We start from the raw sequence: 25,668 nt of genomic DNA on the forward strand, positions 1-25,668 counted from the left end.
GCAGCAGCAACTGGTGGTCCAGTCGTTCGGCGTCGGTCTCTCCAATCTGGCGGCGGGCGATCTGACCTATCGTGTCCGTGACGACCTGCCCCTGGAGTACGAGAAGCTGCGCGTCGACTTCAACACCGCGCTCGATACGCTGCAGACCACGATGACGGTGATCGTCGGCAACGCCGACGGGATTCGCGCGGGCAGTCGGGAAATTTCCAACGCCTCGAACGATATGGCCAAGCGGACCGAACAGCAGGCCGCCGGCCTTGAGGAAACCGCGGCCGCGCTCGAGGAGATCACCTCTACGGTCAAGCGCACCGCATCCGGGGCGCAAGAAGCGCGTCGGGTGGTCAACGTCGCCAAGGCCGACGCTGAAACGGGCGGTCAGGTCGTGGCCGAGGCGGTCACCGCCATGGGTCAGATCGAGAAGTCTTCCGAACAGATCGGCAGCATCATCGGGGTCATCGACGAGATCGCTTTCCAGACCAACCTGCTGGCGCTGAACGCGGGCGTTGAAGCGGCGCGCGCGGGCGAGGCTGGGCGAGGCTTCGCGGTCGTCGCTCAGGAAGTCCGGGCCCTGGCTCAGCGATCGGCCGAGGCCGCCAAGGAAATCAAGGCGCTGATCAACACCTCCACCCAGCAGGTCGATGTCGGCGTGGATCTCGTCGCCCGAACGGGCGAGGCGCTGCAACGGATTGTCGCCCAGGTGGGCCAGATCAATGGTGTCGTGGGTGAGATCGCCGCATCCGCCCAGGAGCAGGCCACGGGACTGGAGCAGGTCAATACCGCCGTCAGCCAGATGGACCAGGTGACCCAGCAGAACGCGGCGATGGTCGAGGAGGCCTCGGCCGCCAGCCATGCGCTCTCGCGGGAGGCTGACGCGCTGAACCGGTTGATGGGTCAGTTCAATGTGGGCGTGGTGGCCTCGACCGCCGCCGCCGCCCCGCGTGCGCCGCCGCCGCAGGACCGACCGCAAGAGCGCCCTTCACCCCGTCTGGTCGCGCGTTCGGGCTCGGCGGCGCCGAAGATGGACTCGTGGGAAGATTTCTAGTCCCGGCTAGAACCAGCCCGCCTCGCGCAGCGCCTTGGCGTAGGCGCGGCTGACCGGCGCCTCGACGCCGCCCATCAGTCGCAGGGTGGCGCGTCCATCGCCGCGTCGGGCGTCCTCGACGGCGGTCTTGGCGACCCACCATGAGCGGTGGGTCTGGGCCCCTTCGATCCCTTCCAGTTCCGCTACGGCGTCGGAAAGGCGCATCAGGATCAGGTCCTGGCCGCGCGAGGTGTGCAGGCGCAGATAGTGGTCCTGCGCCTCGATGGCGTAGAGCTCTGCGCCGCGCAGCTTCGGGGGGAGGCGGTCAAGAAAGCGCGGGGCCGCCGCGCCGGCCGGCGAAGCGTGGGTTTCCACCGGGCGGCGCTGGACCAGGAAGTTCAGCGCGGTCATGCCGGTCGTGACGATGAACACCGGGCCCACGTACAGCGACAGCGTCTGAGGGCGGGGCGGGCCGTGGAAGGCCAGTTCGCTGACCAGCCAGACGACGCCCGTGAACGGCAGGGTGATGCCGATGACGGTCAGGGCGCCATAGAGCCAGGGGCGCGCGTCCGCCCGCCCTTCGCGTCCGATCAGGTGGGTGATCACCGTTCCGACCACCGCGCCCGCCAGGCAGAGCCCGACCCAGTAGGCGAGCCTGACGCCTATCGGCGCGGCGTCGCTGCCGAACGCCCCGATCAAAGCCAGGAACACCCCGGCCGCCGCCGACACCGCGAAGCCCCGCAGGCTCTGTCTTGTGGTCATGGCCATTCGCGAAGCGTGAACGGCGCCCTCCAGCCGTTCACGAAACGAGGCTGGCGACTGGCGCAACGACGATTGAGACACGGACCCGACCACTCCACCAAGGCTTTCGACGGCGAGGCGATCCACCGCCCCGCTCGAACCGGAGTGAAGGAAGATGGCCGCGCACGGCAAGTCAATCTCGCAGGCTTCAGATCGTTGGAGCGGTCTTCGCAACGCCGCCTTTGGCGTCGGCTCGGCGATCCTGATCGTGGCGGTCTCAGCGCCGCAGGCCATCACCAACCTTGGGGCCTTCGTCCAGCGGATCGGCTTCCAGCCGCACACGCCGGACTTCTCCCGGATCGCCGCCGCGCCGGCGGTGATCCAGCTGCATCTCTATTCGGCCCTGACCGCTCTGGCGATCGGCGTGGTTCTGATGATGCGGGTGAAGGGCACGACTCTTCACAAGCTTCTGGGCTGGACCTGGGTGCTGGCGATGGGCTCGACGGCGGTCAGCTCGCTGTTCATCCGCGAGATCAACCACGGCGACTTGAGCTTCATCCACCTGCTGTCCGGCTGGACCATCGTTGGCCTGCCGGGCGCGGTCTACGCCGCCAAGCGCGGCAAGGTCTCGGCGCACCGCCGGGCCATGACCGGAATGTTCGTCGGCGGTCTGCTGATCGCGGGCCTCTTCACCTTCCTTCCCGGTCGCCTGCTCTGGACCGTGTTCCTGGGCTGACCGTTTCTCATCCAACCTCAAAAAGGACTAATCCCATGACCTTCGTTCGCACGCTCGCCCTGGCCCTGGCGGCCGCTTCCGTCCTCGCCCCCGCCGCGCGCGCCCAAGAGGCCGTCGGCGACCTGACCCTGACCTTCCCCGACCTCAAGGCCAAGCAGGGCCAGATCCTGATCGCCGTCTTCGACAGCCCGCAGGGCTGGGCGTCGGGCAAGCCTGTCCGCGTCGCCAACGCCTCGGCCGCCCAGGACCCCGCCGCGGCCAAGATCCTGGCCCTGCCGCCGGGCGCCTACGCCGTGCGTGCGTTCCAGGACGTCGATGGCGATGGCAAGATGGGGACCAACCCCTTCGGCATGCCGACCGAGCCTTACGGCTTCTCGCGCGACGCCCAACCGAACATGGGGCCGCCCTCGTTCGACGCCGCCGCCTTCGAGGTCAAGGCCGGCGCCAACGCTCAATCCCTCCGCCTGAACTGAGAGCCCAGCCATGAACCGGCGTGACATCCTCCGCGGCGCGGCCCTTACGGGCGCCGCCGCCGTCCTCACCCCCGAAACCCTCTGGGCGGCCGCCGCCAGCGACTGGACCCTGGGCATAGCCGATGTGGAGGCCGACATCGCCCCCACGGGCATGCCCCTGGTTCACGGTCGCGCGCCCGTCGACCTGAAGGGCACGCTCTTCCGCAACGGTCCGGCCAAGTTCCGCAGGCCCGGCGGTTCGGTCGGCCACTGGTTCGACGGCGACGGCATGGTCCGCAAGTTCCAGATGGGCGAGGGTCAGGCGCGCATGGCGGCTCGGTTCGTCGACACCGTCAAGCGCCGCCAGGACACCGCCGCCGATGCGGTGATCACCCCTGGTTATGGCACGGCGGGAGGAGCGGGCGCCCGGGTCGGGTCGGCCGATGACGCCAACGCCGCCAACACCTCGGTGATGATGGCGGGCGGCGAACTCTGGGCGCTCTGGGAGGGGGGCTCGCCGACGGCGATGGATCCGGTCTCGCTGGAGACGCGCGGGTTCAAGGCGCTGAGTCCCGACATGAAGGGCATGCCGTTCCTGGCCCATCCGCGCGTCGAGCCGGACGGAACCGTCTGGAACCTTGGCCTGGCGGGCAAGCGGGCGGTGGTCTGGAACCTGTCGGCCGACGGCGCCCTGCGCAAGGCCGAGGTCATCACCCTGCCGCGCGCCGGCTACATGCATGACTTCACCGCCACCGAGCGCAGTCTCGTCATCATCCTGCAGCCCTGGGTGCAGGAAGGCATGCGCATGCCGATCGCGACCAACATGGTCTGGCGGCCGGAGCTGGGGACAAAGGTCCTGGTGCTGGACAAGGACGATCTTTCGAAGCGCCGCGTGTTCGAGCTGCCGCCTTTCTTCTTCTTCCATCTGGGGGACGCCTGGGAAGAGGCGGACGGGACGATCCGCTTCGACGCCTGTATCGACAAGGATCCTTCTGGAACGGCCGCGAACGGTGGGGCGATCGTGCGCGGCGAGTTCCTCAAGGCGCCGCCGCCGCGCCGGGCCATGATCACTCTGCGCGCCAACGGCCAGGCCGAGTTGGCCGCCGAGGCGATCAGCGCCGAGTTCCCGCGCTCGGATCCGCGCTTCGCGGGTCTTGCCCGGCGCTATGCGGTGCATCTGACCAACGAGCGCCCCGATCGCCCGCTGTTCCAGAGCGTGGCCGTGCGGGACTGGAAGAAAGACCGCGATCAGGTTTTCGACTTCGGTGCGCGTCACCTCGTCGAGGAGATGGTGTTCGCCCCGCGTCCTGGGTCTTCGGCGGAGCTGGACGGCTGGCTGGTCGGCACGACGCTCAACCTCGACGCCCGCGCGACCGAGCTGCACGTGTTCGACGCGCGCCATGTGGACAGGGGCCCGCTGGCGACTTGGCGCGCGCCGGTGGCCCTGCCCGTGACGTTCCACGGTGTGTTCGTCGGGGCGTGAGAGAACGGCGGTCCTTGCCAGGGCCGCCGGGTTGCGCCTATCCGGGGGGGAGCTTCATCAAGGCGGGCCCCCCTCATGACCGCAACCAAGTCCCGCGCCCGCGCCGGCGGACGGGGTCGCCCGTCCAAGGCCAAGGGTCTGGACCTGAAGGAAACCATCCTCGACGCGGCCGAGGGACTGTTTGCGCGTCACGGCTTCTATGGCGTCACCACCCGCCAGGTGGCGGCCGAGGCCGGCGTCGACACCGCCCTGATCCACTACTATTTCGGAGCCAAGCGCGAACTGTTCGACGCGGTGTTCCTGCGTCGCGCCGAGATCCTCAACCAGGCGCGCGAGGCCTCCATGAACGCCTATGTGAAGGCCAATGCGGGCGCGATGACCGTCGAGGGCGTCATCGAGGCCTTCATCGATCCGCTGCTGCGGATCTCGCAGGATGGCGGCCAAGGCTGGAAGAGCTATTTCGTCTTGGTGGCGCAGGTGAACAACACCCCGGCGTGGGGCGGCGAGACCATGACTCGCTTCTTCGATCCCGTGGTCCACCAGCTTGTCGAGACGCTCAAGTCGGTGCGGCCCGAGGCGGCCTATCGTGACCTTTACTGGTGCTACCAGTTTCTCACCGGCTCGATGATGCTGACCCTTTCGGAAACGGGACGGATCGACTCCCTGTCGGAAGGCGAATGCCATTCCAGCGATCTTGAAGCCGTCCGCCAGCGCCTGTTCGCCTATTGCGCTGCGGGCTTCGAGGCCGTGATCGCCAAGCAGAACAAGGCCTTGGCCGGCGCCTGATCCGTCACACGTTTCGCATTTTTCATCACTTGATGAAAAAGGGCTGGCGTCCCGCGCCGGTTCGGGTGATGGTGAACGCAATTCGCTGTTCGATGAATTGGCGGAACTCCGAGTACGCGTCCGCGAAAGACGGATCTGGCTCGGAAGGGCGGAACACTAGGGAGGGGAAACCCATGACTTCGATGTGGAAGGCCGCGCTGCTGGCAGGCGCTGCGTGGAGCACGATCGCCGGCGCTGCGTCGGCTCAGCAGGCCCCGGCCGCTGACAACTCGGTTTCGGTCGACGAGGTGACGGTCACCGCGCGTCGTCGCGAGGAAAATCTCAAGGACGTGCCCGTCGCCGTCTCGGCCTTCTCGGCCGAGAAGCTTGAGCGTTCGGGCGGTACGGACATCACCGTCCTGTCGCAGACCACCCCGAACATCACCGTGCAAACCGCCCGTGGTTCGAACTCGACCCTGATCAGCTACATCCGCGGCGTGGGCCAGCAGGATCCGCTGTGGGGCTACGAGCCTGGCGTCGGCCTCTATGTCGACGACGTCTACATCTATCGCCCGCAAGGCGCGGTGCTCGACATCTTCGACGTCGAGCGGATCGAAGTGCTGCGCGGCCCCCAGGGCACGCTCTACGGCCGCAACACTATCGGTGGCGCGATCAAGTACGTGACCAAGCGCCTCGGCGACGAAGCCAGCGCCAAGATCAAGGGCGCGTACGGCAGCTACAACCAGACCGACGTCCTGGTCTCGGGCCAGACCCCGGTCGGCGGCGGCCTGTCGGTCGGCGGCTCCTACGCGCTCTACAAGCGTGACGGCTATGGCTCGAACCTGACCACCGGCGCCGAGCACTACAACAAGGACGTCGAGGCCTTCCGTCTCAGCGCCGAGTACCAGCCGACCGAGGACCTGTTCTTCCGCCTCGCCTATGACAAGGTCGTCGACGACTCCAACGCCCGCCACGGTCACCGTGAACTGCCGGCCCTGGTCGGCGGCTATCAGGTGTTGGACGTCTATGACACTCAGGCCGGTCTGGGCGACAAGAACCACGTGATGACCAAGGGCGTGTCGCTGAGCGCTCAGTGGAACGCGACCGACACGGTCACCCTCAAGTCGATCACCGCCAGCCGTCGCGGTCACACCGACACCGTCATCGACTTCGACGGCACGCCGCTGCCGACGCTGGACGTGCCGGCCACCTATGACGACCGCTCGTTCTCGCAGGAACTGCAGGCCGTCTATTCGGACGAGAACGTCCAGGGCGTCTTCGGCCTCTACTACATGAACAGCCAGGCCTCGGGCGAGTTCGACACCATCGCCGGCAACCTCGGCGTGGCTATCGCCAACGGCGGCAAGGTCAACACCCAGAGCTTCGCGGCGTTCTTCGACTTCAGCGCCAACTTCACCGACAAGTTCAAGGTCTCGCTGGGCGCCCGCGCCACCCGCGACGCCAAGCGCGCCAATGTCTATCGCTTCTTCTATCTCGGCGCGACGCGCACGCCCTACCAGGCCGGCACGCCCCGTCCGATCCTGCAGACGCGCACCAACTACAACGCCGAGAAGACCTTCGAGCAGTTCACGCCGCGCATCTCGGCCTCGTATGACCTGAACGACGACCTGACGACCTATGTCTCATTCTCGAAGGGCTACAAGTCGGGCGGCTGGGACATGCGCGGCGACGCGTTCATCACCCCGCAGACGGTCAACGGCTACCGGCCCGAGGTCGTGAAGACCTACGAAGCGGGCCTGAAGGGCTACATGTTCGACCGCCGGGTCTCGTTCTCGTCGGCCGCCTTCCTGTCCAAGTACACCGACCAGCAGGTCACGACCCAGGTCGTGGTGCCCTCGGGCATCGCCAGCTCGGTCGACAACGCCGGCGCCTCGACCCTGTACGGCGTCGAGTTCGAAGCCAACGCCAAGCTGAGCGCGAACCTGTCGGCCAATGTCGCCCTGGGCTACATCCACGCCGAGTACGACACCTTCAGCCGCTTCGTGCCGGCCGGCGCGCCCAACCCGCTGAACCCGTCGACGACCCTGGCCACCGGCCAGGTCATCAACGTCGCGGATCTGTACGGCTTCCAGAACACGCCGGAATGGACGGGCAATGTCAGCCTGACCTGGCGCGGCCAACTGGCGGGCGGTGATCTGGCGATCACGCCGATGGTCAGCTACCGCGACGCCTACCAGCAGTTCGAGCAGCCCCTGCCGCTGCTGGACCAGAAGGCCTTCACCCTGGTGGACCTGACGGCCCAGTGGACCGCTCCGGGCGGCCGCTACAAGCTGGCCCTGACCGGCAAGAACCTGACCAACGAGAAGTACCGCACCGGCGGCTACAACTTCGGGGTTCCGACCTACAACAACGCGGTGATCGGCTTCTATGGTCCGCCGCGCACTGTGGCCGCTTCGATCGAGGTGGCGTTCTAATCTAGGCGATAGCTGCTCGGGCGGGACTTGCTGCAACAGGTCCCGCCCTTTTTGTATCTGGACGGGCGTTGAGGAGGGCGAGCATGAGCGAGGACGTGAACAAGGCCGAAACGGCCGGGCGGGGCGGCCGCTACCGCTACGTGGTGCTGGCCATGCTGATCCTGGCTTACACCTTCAACTTCCTGGACCGGCAGATCCTTGGAATCCTCGCCGGGTCGATCAAGGCCGAGTTGCACCTGACCGACACCCAGCTGGGCCTGATGGGCGGGGTGGCCTTCGCGGCGCTGTACACCACGCTGGGCGTACCGCTGGCCTGGCTGGCCGACCGTGTCAGCCGCACCTGGATCATGACCGTGGCCCTGACCGTGTGGAGCGGTTTCACCGTCGCCTGCGGCCTGGCGGGCGGATTCTGGAGTCTGTTCCTGGCGCGCATGGGCGTCGGCGTCGGCGAGGCGGGGGGCGTGGCGCCGGCCTATTCGCTGATCGCGGACTATTTCCCCAAGGAGCAGCGCGCCCGGGCGCTGGCGGTCTATTCGTTCGGCATTCCTCTGGGGACGGCTCTGGGCGTGCTGTTTGGCGGCCTGATCGCGACCTATGTCGACTGGCGCTTCGCCTTCATCGCCGTGGGTCTGGCCGGCGTGCTGCTGGCCCCGATCTTCAAATGGGTGGTCAAGGATCCGGTGCGCGGCGGCCTTGATCGCGCGCCGGGCGAGGTCGCGCCCGCCGAGCCGCCCAAGGCGCCGGCGTTCGGTCAGGTGCTGGCCACCGTCATGCCCAAGCCCAGCTTCTGGTTGCTGTCGTTCGGCGCGGCCTGCTCGTCGATCTGCGGCTATGGCGTCGCGTTCTGGCTGCCGACCTTCTTCCAGCGCAGCTTCGGACTCTCGCTGACCGACCGCGCGCTCTATTACAGCGCCCTGTCGCTGATCGGCGGCGTGGCGGGCATCTGGCTGGGCGGCGTTCTGGCCGACCGCTTCGGCGCCAAGAACAAGGCCGCCTACGCCCTGGCGCCGGCCATCTGCTTCCTGGTGGCTCTGCCGTGCTTCCTGCTGGCGATGAACGTCCAGTCGATGGTCGTGGCCTTCCTGCTGTTCCTGATCCCGACGGGGCTGAACCTGGCGTGGCTAGGTCCGGTGGTCGCCGCCGTCCAGCACCTGGCGCCGCCGTCGATGCGGACCACCACCTCGGCCCTCTTCCTGCTGATCAACAACCTGCTGGGCCTGGCCGTGGGGCTCTGGTTCTTCGGCTATGTGTCGGACCTGCTCACGCCGCGCTACGGCGCGGAGTCGATGCGCTATGCGCTCTACTACGGGCTTGGCTTCTACGTTGTGGCCGCTGTCCTGCTGATCATCGCCTCGCGCCGCCTGCAGAAGGACTGGGCCGAATAGGGGCTCTTGGCGCGGTTGCTTTGGTGCGTCAGGGCCCTGGCCATGTCGCCAGGGCCCTATGACAACGTTGCCATTGCTGAACGCTTCAGCGCAGTGCGATCGGCGGCGTGCGGCGGAAGGGGTGGGACCGGTAACAATACCGTCGCGTCAAGGGTTTCCTTGCCAGGCTCGCCTAAACGGGCGGCGACGGTGGCCTATCGGACAAGATAACCGCGCAAGCCTTCACCTTATCGTCCACGCGCGGTTGCGCCTGCGAAATAGCGCTCCTATAACCCGGCCACATTTCAGAAAGCCGTCGTCGAGACCGGGCCCTCATGAACATCCACGAACATCAAGCCAAAGCCGTACTCGCCGAGTTCGGCGCCCCCGTGCCGCGCGGTTTCGCCGCGTTCACGCCCGATGAAGCCGCCGCCGCCGCCGAAAAGCTGGGCGGACCGGTCTTCGTCGTGAAGAGCCAGATCCACGCCGGTGGCCGTGGCAAGGGCAAGTTCGAGGGCTTGGGCCCCGACGCCAAGGGCGGCGTCCGCGTCGTCAAGTCGGTCGACGAGGTCCGCTCGAACGCCGAGGAAATGCTGGGCCGCGTCCTTGTGACGCACCAGACCGGCCCCAAGGGCAAGCAGGTCAACCGCCTCTACATCGAAGAAGGCGCGGCGATCGCCAAGGAATTCTACCTGTCGCTTCTGGTTGACCGCGCCTCGAGCAAGGTCTCGGTCGTCGCCTCGACCGAAGGCGGCATGGACATCGAGGACGTCGCCCACTCGACGCCCGAGAAGATCCACACCTTCACCATCGACCCGGCGACGGGCGTGTGGCCGACCCATCACCGGGCTCTGGCCAAGGCCCTGGGCCTGACCGGCGGTCTGGCCAAGGAAGCCGCCTCGCTGCTGAACCAGCTCTATACGGCGTTCATGGCCAAGGACATGGCCATGCTGGAGATCAACCCGCTGATCGTGACGGCGGATGATCACCTGCGCGTCCTCGACGCCAAGCTGTCGTTCGACGGCAACAGCCTGTTCCGTCACCCGGACATCAAGGCGCTGCGCGACGAGAGCGAAGAAGACCCCAAGGAAATCGAAGCCAGCAAGTACGACCTGGCCTACATCGCCCTCGACGGCGAAATCGGCTGCATGGTCAACGGCGCCGGTCTGGCCATGGCCACCATGGACATCATCAAGCTGTACGGCGCCGAGCCGGCCAACTTCCTGGATGTCGGCGGCGGCGCCAGCAAGGAAAAGGTCACCGCGGCCTTCAAGATCATCACCGCCGACCCGGCCGTCAAAGGTATCCTGGTCAACATCTTCGGCGGCATCATGCGCTGCGACATCATCGCCGAGGGCGTCATCGCCGCGGTGAAGGAAGTCGGTCTCCAGGTTCCGCTGGTCGTCCGTCTGGAAGGCACCAACGTCGAACTCGGCAAGAAAATCATCTCGGAAAGCGGCCTGAACGTCATCGCCGCCAACGATCTGTCTGACGGCGCCGAGAAGATCGTCGCCGCTGTGAAGGGCGCCCGCTAAATGTCGGTTCTGATCGGTTCCCACACCAAGGTCATCTGCCAGGGCATCACCGGCGCTCAAGGCACGTTCCACACCGAGCAGGCCATCGCGTATGGCACGCAGATGGTCGGCGGCGTCACCCCGGGCAAGGGCGGCCAAACCCACATCGGCCTGCCGGTGTTCGACACCGTCGCCGAAGCCAAGGACCGCACCGGCGCCGACGCCTCGGTGATCTATGTCCCGCCGCCCTTCGCGGCTGACTCGATCCTGGAGGCCATCGAGGCCGAGATCCCGCTGATCGTCTGCATCACCGAGGGCATCCCGGTGCTGGACATGGTCAAGGTCAAGAAGGCCCTGCAAGGTTCGCGTTCGCGCCTGATCGGCCCGAACTGCCCGGGCGTCCTGACGCCCAACCAGTGCAAGATCGGCATCATGCCGGGCGGCATCTTCTCGGAAGGCTCGGTCGGCGTCGTGTCGCGTTCGGGCACCCTGACCTATGAAGCCGTGTTCCAGACCACCAATGCGGGCCTGGGCCAGACGACCGCTGTCGGCATCGGCGGCGACCCGGTCAAGGGCACCGAGTTCATCGACGTCCTGGAAATGTTCCTGGCCGACGAAGCCACCAAGTCGATCGTCATGATCGGTGAAATCGGCGGCTCGGCCGAAGAAGAAGCGGCCCAGTTCCTGAAGGACGAAGCCAAGCGCGGCCGCAAGAAGCCGATGGTCGGCTTCATCGCCGGTCGCACGGCTCCTCCTGGTCGTCACATGGGCCACGCCGGCGCCATCGTGTCGGGCGGCAAGGGCGGCGCCGAGGACAAGATCGCGGCGATGGAAGACGCGGGCATCCGCGTTTCGCCCTCGCCGGCCAAGCTGGGTGAAACCCTGCTTGAAGTGCTCAAGGGCTAACTAGACACCGAAACCCCGCCTCGCGCGGGGCCCAGGTTTTTTGCGACCGCCAGTCGACGATCCGAAAAAATCACCTGGGCCCCCGCGAAGCGACGGGCGCCCGGGTGATTGAGAGACTATATTTACGGGCTATGCGGTAGCGCTCCCGTAAGCAGCGGATCTGAAGGCGACAAATCCATGGCGGACGACGCAGGCATCATCAACCAGGTCTTGACCGAGACCAGCTTCCTCTACGGCGCCAATGCGGCGTTCGTGGAAGATCTCTACGCCCAGTGGGCGGAGAATCCCGGATCGGTCGAGCCCTCGTGGAACGCCTTCTTCGCCAGCCTGCAGGAGCAGGCCGACCAGGTTAAGCGGGCCGCGCAGGACCCCGCCTGGACGCCCAAGAAGGTCGCCACCGTCCGTCCGGACTGGCTGTCGGCCCTGGACGGCCAATGGGCCACCGTCGCCCCCGCCGTCGAAGCCAAGGTCTCCAAGGCCATCGAGGCCAAGGCGCCCGGCGCCAACGCCGAGGCCGTCCGCGCCGCCACGCTGGACAGCCTGCGCGCCATCATGATGATCCGCGCCTATCGCATGCGCGGTCACCTGGCCGCCAATCTCGACCCGCTGGGCCTGGATCCGCCGAAGGACGCCAGCGAGCTGGACCCGGCCTCGTACGGCTTCTCGGAAGCCGACTACGACCGTCCGATCTTCCTCGACTTCGTGCTGGGTCTTGAGACCGCCACGGTGCGCGAGATCTTGTCGATCGTCCGCCGCACCTACTGCGGCAATGTCGGCGTGCAGTACATGCACATCTCCGACCCGGCCGAGAAGGCCTGGCTGCAAGAGCGCATCGAAGGCCGCGACAAGGAGATCGTGTTCTCCAAGGAGGGCAAGGTCGCCATCCTGAAGAAGCTGATCGAGGCCGAGGGCTTCGAGCGCTTCCTGCACAAGCGTTTCCCCGGCACCAAGCGCTTTGGCCTGGACGGCGGCGAGGCCATGGTCCCGGCGCTGGAGCAGATCATCAAGCGCGGCGGCGCCCTGGGCGTGAAGGACATCGTCCTGGGCATGCCGCACCGCGGTCGCCTGAACGTGCTGGCCGCCGTGATGGGCAAGCCCTACCACGTGATCTTCCACGAGTTCCAAGGCGGCTCGTCGGTTCCCTCGGACGTCGAGGGCTCGGGCGACGTGAAGTACCACATGGGCGCCTCGTCGGACCGTGAGTTCGACGACAACAAGGTCCACCTGTCGCTGACCGCGAACCCGTCGCACCTGGAAATCGTCAACCCGGTCGTGATCGGCAAGGCCCGCGCCAAGCAGGCCTTCACCCTGCGCGAGCAGCCGGACGCGGGCCGTGGCCACGTGCTGCCGCTGCTGTTGCACGGCGACGCCGCCTTCGCCGGCCAAGGCGTGGTGGCCGAGTGCTTCACCCTGTCGGGCCTGAAGGGCTACCGCACGGGCGGCACCATCCACTTCATCGTCAACAACCAGATCGGCTTCACCACCAGCCCGCGCTATTCGCGCAGCTCGCCCTATCCCAGCGACATGGCGCTGATGGTCGAGGCGCCGATCTTCCACGTGAACGGCGATGATCCCGAAGCCGTCGTCTTCGCCGCCAAGGTCGCGACCGAGTACCGGCAGAAGTTCGGTAAGGACGTGGTCATCGACATGGTCTGCTACCGTCGCTTCGGTCACAACGAAGGCGACGATCCGACCATGACGTCGCCGCTGATGTACGCGAAGATCAAGGGCCACGCCCCCACGCGCGAACTGTACGCCAACCGCCTGATTGGCGAAGGCGTCATCACCCAGGCCGACAGCGACAGCTGGGTTCTGGAGTTCGAGAAGTTCCTCGACGCCGAGTTCGACGCCGGCAAGACCTACAAGCCCAACAAGGCCGACTGGCTGGACGGCAAGTGGGCGGGCCTTACCCTGCCGGGCGACGAGGATCGCCGCGGCAAGACCGCCTTCCCGGAAACCCGCCTGCGCGAGCTGGGCCGTCAGATCACCGCGATCCCCGAGCGGATCGACGCTCACAAGACCGTGCGTCGCGCCATCGAGAACCGTCGCGACGCGTTCGAGAAGGGCGAGGGCATTGACTGGGGCGCGGCCGAGCACTTGGCCTTCGCCACCCTGCTCGACGAGGGCATCCCGGTCCGCCTGTCGGGCCAGGACTCGGTGCGCGGCACCTTCACCCAGCGCCATTCGGACATCATCGATCAGAAGACCGAAGAGCACTACACGCCGCTGAACAACATCCGTCCGGGCCAGGCGCATTATGAAGTGATCGACTCGGCCCTGTCGGAAGAGGCGGTGCTGGGCTTCGAATACGGCTTCTCGCTGGCCGAGCCGAACACGCTCACCCTGTGGGAAGGCCAGTTCGGCGACTTCGTGAACGGCGCCCAGGTGGTCATCGACCAGTTCATCAGCTCGGGCGAGCGCAAGTGGCTGCGCATGAGCGGCCTGGTGATGCTGCTGCCGCACGGCTATGAGGGCCAGGGCCCCGAGCACAGCTCGGCGCGCCTGGAGCGCTTCCTGCAGTCGTGCGCGGAAGACAACATGCAGGTCGTCAACTGCACCACGCCGGCCAACTACTTCCACGCGCTGCGTCGCCAGATGCACCGCGAGTTCCGCAAGCCGCTGATCGTGATGGCCCCCAAGAGCCTGCTGCGCCACAAGCGCGCGGTCTCGAACCTGTCGGACTTCGCCGAGGGCTCGACCTTCCACCGCGTGATGGTGGACGGCGCTGAGGCCGGCTGCGATGTCGGTGGGATCACGCTGAAGAGCGACGATCAGATCAAGCGCGTCATCGTCTGTTCGGGCAAGGTCTACTTCGACCTCGTCGACCAGCGCGCGAAGCTCGGCCGTGATGACGTCTACCTGCTGCGTCTGGAGCAGTTCTATCCGTGGCCGATGAAGTCGCTGATGAACGTGCTGGGACGCTTCAAGAACGCCGACCTGATCTGGTGTCAGGAAGAGCCCCGGAACATGGGCGGCTGGACGTTCGTTGATCCGTGGCTGGAAATGACGCTCGACAAGCTGGACATCAAGGCCAAGCGCGCCAAGTACGTCGGCCGCCCGGCCTCGGCCTCGACGGCCGCCGGCCTGATGAGCCGCCACCTGAAAGAGCTTGAAACCTTCCTCAACGAGGCCTTCGCGTAAGCGAAGGACTCGCACCCAAGAAACCCGCCGGACCAAGCAAGAGAGACTCGGAAAGCCCCATGGCCGACATCAATACGCCCGCCCTCGGCGAATCCGTCACCGAAGCCACGGTGGCGCGCTGGACCAAGAAGGTCGGTGAGGCCGTGAAGAAGGACGAGATCCTCGTCGAGCTGGAAACCGACAAGGTTTCGCTCGAAGTGGCCTCGCCCGCCGACGGCGTGCTGTCGGCGATCGGCGCTGCGGAAGGCGCGACCGTCGTTCCGGGCACGGTGCTGGGCGTCGTCGCCGAAGGCGCGACCGCCTCGGCCGCGCCGGCCGCCGCGCCGGCTCCGAAGGCTGAAGCGCCCAAGCCCGCGCCGGCTCCGGCCGCCGCTCCGGCCCCGGTCGCCGCGGCTCCCGCCGCCGCGCCGGTCAGCCCGGCCCCGGCCCGCATCGCCGCCGAAAGCGGCCTCGACCTCTCCAAGGTCGCGGGCACCGGCAAGGACGGCCGCGTCACCAAGGGCGACGCCCTGGCCGCTCTGGAAGCCCGCGCCGCCGCTCCGGCCCCGGCCGCCGCTGCGAGCGCGCCGCGCGCCCTGCACGAGCGCGAAGAGCGCGTGAAGATGACGCGCCTGCGTCAGACGATCGCCCGTCGCCTGAAGGAAGCCCAGAACACCGCCGCCATGCTGACGACCTTCAACGAGGTCGACATGAGCGCCGTGATGGCCCTGCGCGCCCAGTACAAGGACGTGTTCGAAAAGCGCCACGGCGTGAAGCTGGGCTTCATGTCCTTCTTCACCAAGGCCGTCGTGGCCGCGCTGAAGGCGATCCCGGACGTCAACGCCGAGATCGACGGTCAGGACATCATCTACAAGAACCACTACGACATCGGCGTCGCCGTCGGCACCGATAAGGGCCTGGTGGTTCCGGTCGTCCGTGACGCCGACGTGCTGAACCTGGCCGAGATCGAAAAGACCATCGGCGACCTCGGCAAGAAGGCCCGCACCGGCGGCCTGGCCATCGAGGACATGCAGGGCGGCACCTTCACGATCACCAACGGCGGCATCTACGGCTCGCTGATGTCGACCCCGATCCTGAACGCGCCGCAGTCGGGCATCCTGGGCATGCACGCCATCAAGGAACGCCCGATGGTCGTCAACGGCAAGATCGAGATCCGGCCGATGATGTACCTGGCCTTGTCCTACGACCACCGCGTCGTCGACGGCGCCGGCGCCGTGACCTTCCTGGTCAAGGTCAAGGAAGCCCTCGAAGACCCGCAGCGCCTGCTGCTGGATCTCTAAGCGTCACGGAAGCCCGCCCTCATCGGCGGGCTTCTTTGCATTCGCGGCCCCGGCGTCCTACGTCGGGGCCGTTCGCATTTTCGGGACCTACGCCATGGCCAAGGACACGCTCTATCTGCTCAAGCCGCACTTCGAGAAGGACGGCGTCCAGCGCTTCTGTCCCGACTGCGCGATGATGGAGGGATATCTGGCGACCTATCCCGCCCTGCGCGAGGCGCTGGAGATCGTCTATGTCGACTACGCCCGTCCGCGCGCAGTGCTGGTCGAGCGGCTCGGCGAAGCGCACCAGAACGCCCCGACCCTGATCCTGGCCCAGGCCGCCCCGGACGAGGGGCCGCACGGCGAAATCCACTTCGCGAACGATCTGTCGTTCCTGACCGACGCCCGGCCGATCACGCGTTATCTGGCGAGCAAGCTCGGGTTGGCGGCGCCGCTGTGAGATCATTGAAAGTGGCTGCTCGCTGATATATCTATAATTCGTAGATACGGATCAGCCCATGGCCAAGATCGACGTCGAACCTGCCCGCGCAAAGCTCTTCACCCATGGTGGCAGCCAAGCCGTACGCTTGCCGAAAGCCTTTCGGTTTGACGGGACCGAGGTCACGGTCAGGCGTGAAGGGCGGAAGGTGATCCTCGAGCCACTGACGGATGACCGTCCCCGGACTCGGGCTGAACTTGAGGCCATGTGGGCGCGCGTTGACACGCTTCTCGGCGGTGAGTTCCCGGATCGGGATCAGCCCCCTGAACAAGAGCGCGATTTCGGCTGGTGACCCTAGCACTCGACACGAACGTCTTTATCGACCTGCTGCGGGGACGTCGCGCCTCCGTGCGCCAGAGACATGCCGAAGCGATCCTCGGAACTCGGCCGCTGGTGACGTCTCTGGTGGTGTTCCACGAGCTGCATTTCGGAATAGCGGCCAGCCCGAACAGCGTTGCGGAGGCCGATGCGGTAGCGATCGTCCTCAGGGGCGTTTCCATCGAGCCCTTAACCGAGCAAGACATGATCCGAGCGGCGGAGGTCCGGGCGCGCTTGAGGCGTACGGGCCGACCGATCGGTGGGTACGATGGGCTGATCGCGGGCCAAGCCCTCGAGCGCGGTTGGACGCTTGTCACATCCAATGTTCGTGAATTCGATCGCGTCGAAGGGCTCGCGCTTGAGAACTGGGGCGAGTAAGCCGCTCCAGCGGCTCGCCCGCGGCGCCGCGTCGCCAGCGCGTCGTCGTTGCCGTCGCCCGATAGAGCGCCGCCCGGGTGTCGCCTTCCTGGGCGCTGGGCACGAAGCCCGCTCCGTTCCAGGCCGGTGTCGACCGCGCGAGGGGGCCGTCAAGGCGCGGGCGGCGACGACGGCGGCCAGGGCCGCGGGGAGGCCGAAGAGGCGGGCGCGGGGCGTCACGACGATAGGAGCCACGGCGGGGTGGCGCGCTCCAGGCGGTCTAACGCCAAGCTTGTGGCGGTCACCGGATCAGCGCGCGTCGCCGTCGGGCGCATCCCGCCGTTCTCCTTGATTTTCAAGGGCGCAGGCGACGAAAGGTGGTTCCGTTTTTAACACTCTGGTTCTAAGGAACACGCGCCTCCAAAGGTCTGACAGAACGGCCGGCGAGGCCCATATCTTGTCCGGCGCCGCTTATGGCGCGTCCTGAAGGCGATAGACCCATGGCTCAGTACGACGTCGTCATCATCGGTGGCGGTCCTGGTGGCTACAACGCGGCGATCCGCGCTGGCCAACTGGGCCTGAAGGTCGCGATCGTCGAGGGCCGCGGCAAGCTGGGCGGCACCTGCCTGAACGTCGGCTGCATGCCCTCCAAGGCCCTGCTGCACGCCTCGGAACTGTACGCCGCTGCGACCGGTCCGGAGTTCGCCAAGCTCGGCATCGAGGTGAAGCCCAAGCTGAACCTCTCCCAGATGATGGCCCAGAAGGCCGAGAGCGTCGAAGCCCTGACCAAGGGCGTCGAGTTCCTGATGAAGAAGAACAAGGTTGAGTACGTGAAGGGCTGGGGCCGCATCGCCGGCGCCGGCAAGGTGGTGGTGAAGGCCGAGGACGGTTCGGAAACCACCCTCGAGACCAAGAACATCGTCATCGCCACCGGCTCGGAGCCCACCCCGCTGCCGGGCGTGACCGTCGACAACAAGCGCGTCATCGACTCGACCGGCGCCCTGTCGCTGCCCGAAGTGCCTAAGCGCCTGGTGGTCGTCGGCGCCGGCGTGATCGGCCTGGAACTGGGCTCGGTCTGGAAGCGCCTTGGCGCCGAAGTCACCGTGGTCGAGTACCTGGACCGCATCCTGCCGGGCACCGACACTGAAGTGGCCAACGCCTTCCAGAAGATCCTGGTCAAGCAGGGCTTCAAGTTCCAGCTGGGCGCCAAGGTCACCGGCGCTGAAGCCGGCGCCAAGGGCGTGAAGCTGAGCTTCGAGCCGGTCGCCGGGGGCGAGGCCCAGACGATCGAGGCCGACTACGTGCTGGTCGCCATCGGCCGTCGCCCGTACACCCAAGGCCTGGGCCTGGAGACGGTCGGCGTCACGCCCGACAAGCGCGGCATGATCGCCAACGACCACTTCAAGACCGGCGTCGCCGGCGTCTGGGTGATCGGTGACGTGACCTCGGGTCCGATGCTGGCCCACAAGGCCGAGGACGAGGGCGTGGCCTGCATCGAGATGATCGCGGGCAAGGCCGGCCACGTGAACTACGGCATCATCCCGGGCGTGGTTTACACCAGCCCCGAGGTGGCCACGGTCGGCAAGACCGAGGACGAGCTGAAGGCCGAGGGCGTCGCCTATAAGGTCGGCAAGTTCCCGTTCCTGGCCAACAGCCGCGCGAAGATCAACCACGAGACCGACGGCTTCGTGAAGATCCTGGCTGACGCCAAGACTGACCGCATTCTCGGCGCCCACATGATCGGCCCTAACGTCGGCGACATGATCGCCGAGTACTGTGTGGCCATGGAGTTCGGCGGCGCGTCGGAAGACGTGGCCCGCACCTGCCACCCGCACCCGACCCGCTCCGAAGCCCTGCGCCAGGCGGCCATGGGCGTCGAAGGCTGGACGATGCAGGCGTAAAGACCGTTCTGGGTGGAGCGTTTCCGCCCGAAAGTTTAGCTTGGCGCTTGATCAATCAAGCGTAGAGTGGCGGGGTTCCTCTGGAGCCCCGCCATGCTTATGTCAGTCCTAGCGCTTGCGACGACGCTGCAAGCCGTTCCCCTCGATATCCAGGCGCTGAACGTTCCAACCGTTCAGCAAACTGTGCGATTGGGCGCAGAGCAAGAGCGCGCCGCCGACGTTCTTCGGATTCCCGTCCCTTCCGAGCTCAAGGGCGCAAGGCGAGTGGCCGTGACCAAACCGACGGCCCCTTGCCAGAAGATGGCGCTGCAGCACGTTGCCAAGCTCGGGGGCGCGACGCCCGAGGCCCTTTCGAACATGCCCATGGCTTACGCTGAGCGTGCTGTATCGCGGACGGTGGATGGCTGTGCGATCGCGGTGCGGGTCGCTGTGAGTGGACCGGCGCGCTAGGCTCGGCGGTAATCGTAGGCGGCGCGCGCCAAAGTAAGCCCCCAAGTTCCTGGGATCACTGCCTGGGCTTCACATAGAAAAAGGCCCCGCCTTTGAGGGAAGGCGGGGCCAGTCTGTTTTTCGAGGGGAGGAACCCCGCCAGAGGGGGCGGCGGGGCTTACGCGTACTAAACCGGTTTAGAACTCTTCCCAGTCGTCGCTCGACGAAGCGCCGACGGCCTTGGCGAGCTTGGCCTGGGCGGCGGCGACCGGGTTGGCCCCCGGGCGGCTGGCCGAGCTGGCGAGGGCGGGACCGGGCGACGCCGAGTACGAGGACGGCGCCGGGGCGGGGGCAGAGGCGCGCGGCGCGGCGGGCGGTGGGGCGACCGGGCGGCTGGCGCGCTTGGAGCCGCCGGCGGCCGCGACGCTCGCCGAGCCCTTGACGCGGAACCGCGAGATCATCTGCATCAGATTGCCCGCCTCGCTCTTCAGCGCGTGCGAGGCGGCGGTCGACTGCTCGACCATGGCGGCGTTCTGCTGGACAGTCTGGTCCATCTGATTGACGGCGGCGTTGACCTCATTGAGGCCGGTGGCCTGCTCCTGGCCCGAGGCGGCGATCTCGCCTACCAGCGCGTCGATCTCGCCGACCTTGACCACGATGGCCTGCAGCGCCTCGCCGGTCTGGCCGACCATGGCGACGCCTTGATTGACCTGCTGGGACGAGGTCGAGATCAGGGTCTTGATCTCCTTGGCCGCATCGGCCGAACGTTGGGCCAGGGCGCGCACTTCCTGGGCGACGACGGCGAAGCCGCGACCGGCTTCGCCCGCGCGGGCGGCTTCGACGCCGGCGTTCAGCGCCAAAAGGTTGGTCTGGAACGCGATCTCGTCAATGACGCCGATGATCTGGCTGATCGATTGCGACGACTTTTCGATCTGGTTCATGGCGTCGACGGCGTTGCGCACGACGATGCTGGAACGCTCGGCGTCAGAACGGGTCGAGCCGACCACCTTGGAGGCTTCCTGCGCCCCGGCCGACGAGCGGCGCACCGTGGCGGTGATCTCGTCCAGAGCGGCTGCGGTTTCTTCCAGGCTGGCGGCCTGCTGTTCGCTGCGGCGCGACAGGTCGTCTGCGGCCGAGGCGATCTCGTCGGAGCCCGCGCCGATGCTGCTGGCGGCATGGACGATGGTGCCCATCGCCTCTTCCAACTGGGTGATGGCGCCGTTGAAATCGTTCTGCAGGCGCTTGTAGGCCTCGGGGAACTGCTGATCCAGGCGGTAGGTCAAATCACCGTCCGACAGGCGGGCCAGGCCGCCAGCGATGGCTTCCATGACCATGGCCTGTTCCTTGGCGGCGGCTTCGGCCACCTCTTGATTGCGGCGACGCTCGGCCTCGGTTTCGGCGTTGGCGCGCTGCTGGGCGGCCTCGGCGGTGCGCAGGGCCACGGCGTTGTCCTTGAACACCTGGACCGAGCGGGCCATGGCGCCGACCTCGTCCTTGCGCTCTGCGCCGCGCACTTCGACGTCGACCGACCCTTGGGCCAGGATATCCATGGTCTTGGCGGTGGCGATCAGCGGGGCGGCGATCTTCCGCGAGCCGATCCACAGGGCGAACAGCAGAGCCCCGCCAGCGGCGACCAGGCCGAAAATGATCGAGAAGATCGTGCCGGCGGCGGCTTCCTTGTTCGCCTTCTCCACCATCGCCTCGGTTTCCTTGGCGTGGGTGTTGGTGAAGTCCGCAGCGTCCTTGTTCAGCGCAGCGATTTCCGGATCAATCACCGCCATCACCATGATGGCGGCTTCATTGGCGTCCTGCAGGCCCAGATCGGCGCCCTGGCGAGCGCTCGTATAGATCTTGTCGAAGCGCGCGCTGAAGTCCGCGACCCTCTTTTCGGCTTCAGGATCGGCCTTCTTGATCTCCTTCAGCAGTTCCTTGCCTTCCTTGTAGGCGAGGTCGATTTCTTGGCTGGCCGCTTGGGCCTCGGCCGACGCCCCAGGATAGGAGACGGTCCGGTAAGCCGCGTAGCCGATACCCACGACGCGACGATTGAAGCGCGCCGTGGCCAGTTCGGCCGGCGCCCGTTGTTCGACGAGGACCTTCTCGTTCGCCTCAACCTTGCGAGACTGGTAGACGCCCAGCCCGACGATCAGCAAGGCGACCACGGTCAAGATGACGGCCGGAAGGGCCACCTTGGTTGAGATCTTCAGGTTGTCGAAGTTCATGAGGGCCTCGTCGACGAGCGGTCGCGCAATCGTACTGTTCTCGAATTCCACAACGCCCTGACGCGGTAAAATCGCGGTTAATGCGCGCGCGCTGGGCGGGTGTAGCGACAGTCTGACGCACCCAAATCGAGCCCCCGCGCTCAACTCTGGCGCGACGGCTTTCTTGCCTGTTGTCAAGCTTTCGGATGCGCGGCCTGATAGGCGGCCAGGAGGCCGGCGGCGTCGACTTCGGTGTAGCGTTGGGTGGTCGAGAGCGAGGCGTGGCCCAGAAGGTCCTGGATGGCTCTCAGGTCGGCCCCGGCCCCCAGAAGGTGCGTTGCGAACGCGTGTCGAAAGGCGTGGGGCGTGACGCGGTCGGATAGCCCCAGGCGTCCGCGCAGGGTCTGCACCAACCCCTGGACGTGGCGCGGCGACAGCGGCCCGCCACGCTTGGCCCGAAACAGGGGCTCATCAGGCCCGAGCTTGAACGGAAGTTCGTCCAGATAGACATCCACCGCCGCGCGAACGGCGTCCAGCACGGGCACGATGCGGGTCTTGCCGCCCTTACCCGTGATCCGCAGCGCCATCGCCAACGGCGTGTCGCTGATGCGTAGAGACAGCGCCTCGCTGATCCGCAGGCCACAACCCCACAGCAGGGTCAGCACCGCTTCATCGCGTGCGGTCTCCCACGGGTCGCGTTCAGTGTCGTCGGCGGCCTCGGTGATCAGGTCGCGCGCCTGATCCTCGGTGACGGGGCGCGGCAGGCCGATCTTGAGGCGGGGACCGCGCACCAGCGCCACGCCGGCGTTCGCCACGCCATGGCGCTGGTCCAGATAGCGGTGAAACGCGCGGATCGACGACAGCGCCTGGGACAGAGAGCGCGGAGCCAGGGCGTTCTCGCCCAGGCGGCGGGAGGCCAGATAGCCGCGCAGGTCCGCCGCCGAGATCTCGCCCATCGCGGCAAGGCTCAGCGTCTCGCCGCGATGAATCTCGAGGAAGTTCAGATAGGCCAGGACATTGTCGCCATAGGCCCGCACCGTACGCGGCGAGGCCCTACGCTCCAGCGTCAGATGATCCAGCCAGGCGGCGTAGGCCTGGCGGGCGCTCACAGGACAGGCCAGCGTTCGGCCGTGCGCTCCACCACGCGGGCCAGGAAATTCACCAGTTCGGTCCCCATGTCTGGCGTGAAGCCCTCGGGGTCGGTCGAGCCGAAGGCGATCAGCGCTTCGCGACGGGGCTCCCAGATCGCCATGCGGACGATGGCCATGCTGCGAATCGTCTCGGCCTTGTCGTCGAACAGCGGCAGGGCCGGGGCGAAGAAGCCCATGCGTGCGATCGGCGCATCGCCCAGCAGCATGTCGACCTGGCTTTCGGCCAGGGCGCGCCAGCCCGCCGGCACCCGGCTCGGGCCCTCGAGCGCGATCACCCCCGCGGCGTGTCCGAAGCGCAGCTGGGCCATTTCGTCGACGCGGCGGGCGAGGTCGGAGTGGTTGCGGGCGTCGAGCATGTCGATCACCGCAGCGTGCGTCTGGGCCTGGGCGGAATAGTTAGCGCGGGCGTTGGCCTCGATGGCCTGCCGGACGCTGGCCTCGCGACGGTGCGCGGCGGCGGCCCGGGCCAGGGCCTTAGGGCCAAAGTCGATGACGTTCGCCGCGTCGACCCGCAGGCCCAGCTCGCCCAGCAGGTTCTCGTCCTCGCGCAGGAACTCCGGTTCGGTGCGGAGGAAGTCACGCACGCTCTCGGCATCGACGACCGTCGTTCTGGTCGCTCGCGTTGCGTCGCTCATCTCGTCCCCACCCGCTTCAGACTCAAGGCGACCAGATGAAGCGCCAAGACGGTTAACACCGGCTTGATGCCGTCGGCGCCCGACGCTCTCGACCTGGGGACGGTTTCGCGGCAGAAGCTCACGCCATGCCGCGCATTGCTTCCGTCCTGCTGCCGATGCCGTTGCCGGAGGCCTTCGACTACGCCGAGCCGGAAGGCCTTGGGCTGGCTGTTGGCGACCATGTGACCGTGCCCCTGGGGCCGCGCGTCATCCGGGGCGTGGTGACCGCCCTGCGCGATGGAACCGGCGGCAATCGGCCGCTGAAACCGGTGCTGGAGCGGGTCGACGATCCGCCGCTGCCGCCCGGGGCGCTGGCCTTCGTGGAGTGGGCGGCGCGCTACTCGGTCGATGTTCCCGGCTGGCCGCTGGCCATGGCCTTGCGGGGCCTGCGCCATCCGCCGCCCAAGCCCGACAAGGTGCTGGCGCTCACCGGCGCTCAGCCCGGGCGCGTGACGCCGGCGCGCCTCAAGGTCATGGCCGCCGCCGAAGGGACAAAGCTCTCGGGCGTAGCCCTGGCCTCTGTGGCCGGCGTCTCGGCGGGCGTGGTCAAGGGGCTGGTCGACGAGGGCGTGCTGGCCGTCGAGTTCGTGGAGCCCGAGCGCGGATTGGCGCAGCCTGACCTGTCGCTGCCGGCCCGCGCGCTCAATCCGGGCCAGGCCGCCTGCGTCGAGGTGCTGAAGGACATGCTGGACAGCGGCGGCTTCCAGGCCGCGTTGCTCGACGGTGTGACCGGCTCGGGCAAGACCGAGGTTTATCTGGAAGCCGTGGCCGAGGCGCTGAAGGATCCCGACGCGCAGGTGCTGGTCCTGTTGCCCGAGATCGCCCTGACCCAGGCGGTGATGGCGCGTTTCGAGCAACGATTCGGCGCGGTCCCGGCCGAGTGGCACTCAGGCGTGTCGCCGCCGCGCCGCAGGCAGGTCTGGGAAGCGGTCGCGGGCGGGAACGCGCGGATCGTGGTCGGCGCCCGCTCGGCGCTGTTCCTGCCGTTCCGCAAGCTGAGGCTGATCGTCGTCGACGAAGAGCACGACGGCTCCTTCAAGCAGGAAGAGGGCTTCATCTACCAGGCCCGCGACCTGGCCGTGGCCCGCGCCAAGATCGAGGGCGCAAGCGTGCTGCTGGCCTCGGCGACGCCGTCGCTGGAGAGCCTCTACAACGCCCAGACCGGGCGCTACCGCTGGCTGCGGCTGTCGGCGCGACACGGTGCGGCGCAACTGCCCGACATCGGCCTGATCGACATGCGCCAGACGCCGCCGGAGCCGGGGCGCTGGCTGTCGCCGCCGCTGATCAAGGCCATGGCCGTGACGCTGCAGCGCGGCGAGCAGGCCATGCTGTTCCTGAACCGGCGGGGCTACGCACCGCTTGTCCTGTGCAAGGCCTGCGGCGAGAAGATGAAGTCGCCCGACACCGACAGCTGGCTGGTCGAGCATCGCTATACCGGGCGGCTGGTCTGCCACCTGACGGGCTTTTCGATGAAGAAGCCCGAGGCCTGCCCACACTGCGGGGCCAAGGACTCGCTGGTCTCGATCGGCCCCGGGGTGGAGCGCGTCGAGGAAGAGGCGCGGCACATCTTCCCCGACGCCCGCGTGGCGGTGTTCTCGTCCGATACGGTGATGGACGCCGAGGGCGCCAAGGCCCTGGTGTCCAGCATGGCGGCCGGCGAGATCGACATCCTGGTGGCGACCCAGGCCGCCGCCAAGGGTCACAACTTCCCCAACCTGACCCTGGTGGGGGTGGTCGACGCCGACCTCTCGCTGCGCGGCGGTGACCTGCGGGCCGGCGAGCGGACGTTCCAGCTTCTGGCCCAGGCGGCCGGACGGGCGGGGCGGCACGAAAAGCCCGGGCGCGCGCTGCTGCAGACCTACGCGCCCGATCACGCGGTGATGCGGGCGCTGGCGGCGCAGGACCGCGACGCCTTCGTCGAGGCCGAGATGGCGATGCGAGAGGACGCGGGCCTGCCGCCGTTCGGCCGACTGGCGGCGGTGATCGCCTCGGGACCGGACGGCGCGGCGCTGGACGCCTATGTCGAGGCGCTGGCGGCGGTCATTCCCAACGCCGAGGGGGTCGAGGTGTTCGGCCCCGCCGATGCGCCGCTCGCTCTGGTGCGGGGGCGTCGCCGCAAGCGGTTCCTGGTCAGGGCCGAGCGCAATGTCGACCTCCAGGGCTTCATGGCCGCCTGGCGGGCGCGGGCCAAGGTTCCGAACTCGGTCCGGGTGGTGATCGACGTGGATCCATACTCGTTTCTCTGAGCGCGTCCGTCATGGTGCGCCACAAAGCAAAACCCCCGGGGCTCGGCGCCCCGGGGGTTTCTCATTTTATCGCCCTCT

20 protein-coding genes and 1 pseudogene are annotated in these 25,668 nt (G+C 67.3%); 17 read left to right on the forward strand and 4 right to left on the reverse strand.

Annotation, left to right across the window (positions count from 1 at the left end):
- Window positions 1-286 precede the first annotated feature (286 nt).
- Window positions 287-908: pseudogene (locus CA606_RS20490) on the forward strand (methyl-accepting chemotaxis protein); the annotation flags it as partial.
- Window positions 909-1,048: 140 nt separating this feature from the next.
- Here the strand turns inward: CA606_RS20490 and CA606_RS01680 are convergent.
- On the reverse strand, window positions 1,049-1,876 hold the full coding sequence (locus tag CA606_RS01680; protein ID WP_096053908.1) for a LytTR family DNA-binding domain-containing protein: 828 nt from the start codon (window positions 1,874-1,876) through the stop codon (window positions 1,049-1,051).
- A gap of 61 nt (window positions 1,877-1,937) precedes the next feature.
- On the opposite strand from CA606_RS01680, the gene CA606_RS01685 reads away from it, so the two are divergent.
- The 15 genes from CA606_RS01685 (at window position 1,938) to CA606_RS01755 (ending at window position 19,342) form a co-directional block, all read left to right on the forward strand.
- Window positions 1,938-2,498, forward strand: coding sequence for a DUF2306 domain-containing protein (locus CA606_RS01685; protein WP_096052685.1), 561 nt, complete (start codon window positions 1,938-1,940; stop codon window positions 2,496-2,498).
- Window positions 2,499-2,533: 35 nt separating this feature from the next.
- Window positions 2,534-2,971: a DUF2141 domain-containing protein gene (locus tag CA606_RS01690; protein ID WP_096052684.1), complete on the forward strand. Its 438-nt coding sequence runs from the start codon at window positions 2,534-2,536 to the stop codon at window positions 2,969-2,971.
- A gap of 10 nt (window positions 2,972-2,981) precedes the next feature.
- On the forward strand, window positions 2,982-4,433 hold the full coding sequence (locus CA606_RS01695; RefSeq protein WP_096052683.1) for a carotenoid oxygenase family protein: 1,452 nt from the start codon (window positions 2,982-2,984) through the stop codon (window positions 4,431-4,433).
- A 75-nt stretch (window positions 4,434-4,508) separates the two neighbouring features.
- Window positions 4,509-5,219, forward strand: coding sequence for a TetR/AcrR family transcriptional regulator (locus CA606_RS01700; protein WP_096052682.1), 711 nt, complete (start codon window positions 4,509-4,511; stop codon window positions 5,217-5,219).
- Window positions 5,220-5,392: 173 nt separating this feature from the next.
- Entirely contained in the window at window positions 5,393-7,633 is a 2,241-nt protein-coding gene (locus CA606_RS01705) for a TonB-dependent receptor (protein ID WP_181242733.1), read from the forward strand.
- A gap of 68 nt (window positions 7,634-7,701) precedes the next feature.
- Complete coding sequence (locus tag CA606_RS01710) at window positions 7,702-9,018, forward strand: spinster family MFS transporter (RefSeq protein WP_096052680.1); 1,317 nt, start codon at window positions 7,702-7,704, stop codon at window positions 9,016-9,018.
- Between the two features lie 314 nt (window positions 9,019-9,332).
- Window positions 9,333-10,532 carry an ADP-forming succinate--CoA ligase subunit beta gene (gene sucC, locus CA606_RS01715; protein WP_096052679.1) on the forward strand — a complete coding sequence of 400 codons (1,200 nt, stop codon included), beginning with the start codon at window positions 9,333-9,335 and terminating at the stop codon, window positions 10,530-10,532.
- On the forward strand, window positions 10,533-11,417 hold the full coding sequence (gene sucD / locus CA606_RS01720; protein ID WP_096052678.1) for a succinate--CoA ligase subunit alpha: 885 nt from the start codon (window positions 10,533-10,535) through the stop codon (window positions 11,415-11,417).
- Window positions 11,418-11,594: 177 nt separating this feature from the next.
- Complete coding sequence (locus CA606_RS01725; RefSeq protein WP_096052677.1) at window positions 11,595-14,558, forward strand: 2-oxoglutarate dehydrogenase E1 component; 2,964 nt, start codon at window positions 11,595-11,597, stop codon at window positions 14,556-14,558.
- A 59-nt stretch (window positions 14,559-14,617) separates the two neighbouring features.
- Window positions 14,618-15,838 carry a 2-oxoglutarate dehydrogenase complex dihydrolipoyllysine-residue succinyltransferase gene (gene odhB, locus CA606_RS01730; RefSeq protein WP_096052676.1) on the forward strand — a complete coding sequence of 407 codons (1,221 nt, stop codon included), beginning with the start codon at window positions 14,618-14,620 and terminating at the stop codon, window positions 15,836-15,838.
- 94 nt (window positions 15,839-15,932) lie between these two features.
- On the forward strand, window positions 15,933-16,277 hold the full coding sequence (locus tag CA606_RS01735; protein WP_096052675.1) for a DUF3088 family protein: 345 nt from the start codon (window positions 15,933-15,935) through the stop codon (window positions 16,275-16,277).
- Between the two features lie 58 nt (window positions 16,278-16,335).
- Window positions 16,336-16,608, forward strand: a complete 273-nt coding sequence (locus tag CA606_RS01740; RefSeq protein ID WP_096052674.1) for an antitoxin — start codon at window positions 16,336-16,338, stop codon at window positions 16,606-16,608.
- On the forward strand, window positions 16,605-17,012 hold the full coding sequence (locus tag CA606_RS01745) for a type II toxin-antitoxin system VapC family toxin (RefSeq protein WP_181242734.1): 408 nt from the start codon (window positions 16,605-16,607) through the stop codon (window positions 17,010-17,012). The genes CA606_RS01740 and CA606_RS01745 overlap by 4 nt, the downstream gene beginning before the upstream one ends.
- A gap of 479 nt (window positions 17,013-17,491) precedes the next feature.
- Window positions 17,492-18,892 carry a dihydrolipoyl dehydrogenase gene (gene lpdA / locus CA606_RS01750; protein WP_096052671.1) on the forward strand — a complete coding sequence of 467 codons (1,401 nt, stop codon included), beginning with the start codon at window positions 17,492-17,494 and terminating at the stop codon, window positions 18,890-18,892.
- 93 nt (window positions 18,893-18,985) lie between these two features.
- Window positions 18,986-19,342, forward strand: coding sequence for a hypothetical protein (locus tag CA606_RS01755; protein WP_097563457.1), 357 nt, complete (start codon window positions 18,986-18,988; stop codon window positions 19,340-19,342).
- Window positions 19,343-19,518: 176 nt separating this feature from the next.
- On the opposite strand, the gene CA606_RS01760 is transcribed toward CA606_RS01755, so the two are convergent.
- The 3 genes from CA606_RS01760 to CA606_RS01770 form a co-directional block, all read right to left on the reverse strand.
- A complete protein-coding gene (locus tag CA606_RS01760; RefSeq protein ID WP_096052669.1) occupies window positions 19,519-21,540 on the reverse strand; it encodes a methyl-accepting chemotaxis protein in 2,022 nt (673 codons plus the stop codon).
- A 173-nt stretch (window positions 21,541-21,713) separates the two neighbouring features.
- The gene (locus CA606_RS01765) at window positions 21,714-22,628 is read right to left on the reverse strand and encodes a tyrosine recombinase XerC (RefSeq protein ID WP_096052668.1); all 915 of its coding nucleotides are present in this window, start codon (window positions 22,626-22,628) and stop codon (window positions 21,714-21,716) included.
- Window positions 22,625-23,305 (reverse strand): DUF484 family protein, encoded by a 681-nt coding sequence (locus tag CA606_RS01770; protein ID WP_096052667.1) that lies wholly within the window; start codon window positions 23,303-23,305, stop codon window positions 22,625-22,627. The genes CA606_RS01765 and CA606_RS01770 overlap by 4 nt, the downstream gene beginning before the upstream one ends.
- Window positions 23,306-23,430: 125 nt before the next feature.
- On the opposite strand from CA606_RS01770, the gene CA606_RS01775 reads away from it, so the two are divergent.
- Window positions 23,431-25,590, forward strand: a complete 2,160-nt coding sequence (locus tag CA606_RS01775; protein ID WP_096052666.1) for a primosomal protein N' — start codon at window positions 23,431-23,433, stop codon at window positions 25,588-25,590.
- The last annotated feature ends 78 nt before the right edge of the window (window positions 25,591-25,668 follow it).

Source organism: Caulobacter vibrioides (assembly GCF_002310375.3).
GTDB classification, from domain to species: Bacteria; Pseudomonadota; Alphaproteobacteria; order Caulobacterales; family Caulobacteraceae; genus Caulobacter; species Caulobacter vibrioides_D.